Genomic DNA, 2,163 nt, shown 5'->3' on the forward strand with positions numbered 1-2,163 from the left:
TCCGGCGCCGGATAGTTCTCAAACACCATCAGCGAATGGAACAAGCGCTCCCCGCTCTGCTGAAGCTTCGCCAGCGACATGGCACTATGGGTGTTGATGGCGGCCACCTGCTGGTGGATCCCCTGCAAGACTTCTGAAATGTTGACTGACGCCGACCAGTCCACACAGAGCGGCAGGGTATTAATATAGAGGCCGACACTCTGCTCAATGCCTTCAACCGGCACATCCCGCCCGGAGACCGTGGTCCCGACCAGAGTCTGCGAGTCTCCGGTATAGGTGTGCAGGAGTTTATGCCAGGCAAACTGCAACGCCACGTTGAGCGTTACGCCTAACTGCTGACAGGTGTCCTTCAACTGCTCATAACTGGTTTCTGCCAGGGTCAGTGTCTGGGCTGCCGGGCGATCAATCTGCCTGAGATTTGCAAGGTTCACCGGGTGGGTCAGCAACGGCGTCACGTCATTCCCCCCTTCCCAGGCAGACCGCTGTTCCTGCCAGTACGCCTCCGTCTCCGCCTGATGGGACAGATGGTACTGCTGCGTCCGGGCATACGCCTTGTCTGCGGTGATCACGGGTGTTTGCCCCTGGCTGAGCTGCTGGTAATACTCATGCACGGCCTGCCAGAGCACCGGACCGCTCCAGCCATCCGCGATGCTGTGATGCTCTGTTTTCAGCAGGGTGTAATGGTGCTCATGGTGACGGATCAGGGTCAACCGGAAGAGTCCCGGCTGCGTCAGGTCAAAGCCTTTCACCCGGTCTGCCTGCTGCAACCGTTTGATTTCCAAATCTCGATCCGATGCCAGCAAATGACTGATATCCACTACCTCCAGCTGAGGTCCACTCGCTTCCGCGGGAGACAGGACGATTTGCAGCAGCGCTTCCTGCCAGTCAAATGCCATCCGCAGGACAGGGAAACGTTCCGCCGCCAGCTGCCAGGCCGCCCGGTAGGTCGCAACATCCAGGGTGCAGTGGTAATCCATAAGCAACTGCACGCAATACGCGTCATCCTCAGGCTGACTGAGCTGATGATAAATAAAGCCCTGCTGCAAACTACTGGCCGGATAAATCGCTTCAATGCCGTGATAACGCTGCTGTAAATGCGCCAACTGAGACTGAGACAGCACGCCCCGACCATAGTCGCTGGCCGTCTTGACCCCACCCACTACAGCCTGGGTGCAGGCGGTGTCAATCACAGCACACAGCGCCTGCTCAAATGCCCGGGCGAACGCCGCTCCCTGTGCCTCTCCCAACCGGCAGTGCACATAAAAAGACAGTGTGCCATCCTGCACCGCGCCGTTAATATTGAGCAACAAGGGGCTCTGGTTCTCCGGCGCAACCATCACGCCGCACGGCTCACTGGTCAGCGACCACAGCGCCTCGGCTTCACCGACACTGAGCTGCCCAAGATAGTTGAAACTGACCCGGGGCAAGGGCTGACCCAGCAGATCCGCCAGCGCGCCATAGCCGATCCCTTTGTTCGGGATGGCCTGCAACATCTCTTTGGTCTGAATAATGGTGTCAGCAATCGCCGGTGTGCTCGTCAGCCTGACTGGGTACATAGTGGTCAACCAGCCCACAGTCCGGGAAAGGTCAATCCGGACATCAATCGCCTCCCGGCCGTGCCCCTCCAGAAGAATGCTGTTCTCCGCCTGATCAAACGTCTCCGAGAGCGCGACGGCCAACGCACTGAGCAGCAAGTCGTTCACTTGAGTGTGATATCCCTGCCCGGCCTGAGACAGCAACGCCGAAGTCATGGCTGGGGACAACACTGTCCTGTGTTCACTGAGTGCCACCGGGGCCAGTTCAAGCGCAGGCGCAGAGAGCACCGATGACCAGTAAGCCACCTCCTCCGGATGGGTCTCCCCGTAATGCCGCACTGTCTCGACCCACTGGCGGTAACTGCTGGTTTTTGGCGACAGCGCTTCCCCATTCAGCAGAAGGCGCATGTCCTCCGCAATCAACCGCCAGGAGACCGCGTCAATCACCAGATGGTGCGCCGCAAAAAACAACCGGGCGCTGCCGTCGGCATAACCGGTCAGATGAGCTGCCTGCCAAACGTTCCCTGCGTGATAATCAAATCCGCTCTGCACATCGGTCAGAGCCTGCTGTAATGACGCTTCATTCATCCCGCTGATGTCCAGGGATTGCAGGGCAGGCTGTCGGCCC

1 protein-coding gene is annotated in these 2,163 nt (G+C 59.0%); it reads right to left on the reverse strand.

The features are described 5' to 3' along the window. Positions 1–2,163: condensation domain-containing protein (locus tag SPK40_RS22910; RefSeq protein ID WP_330962013.1), on the reverse strand; the 2,163-nt coding region annotated here is incomplete at both ends.

It is taken from the genome of Photobacterium sp. 53610, assembly GCF_036409375.1.
Classification (GTDB): domain Bacteria; phylum Pseudomonadota; class Gammaproteobacteria; order Enterobacterales; family Vibrionaceae; genus Photobacterium.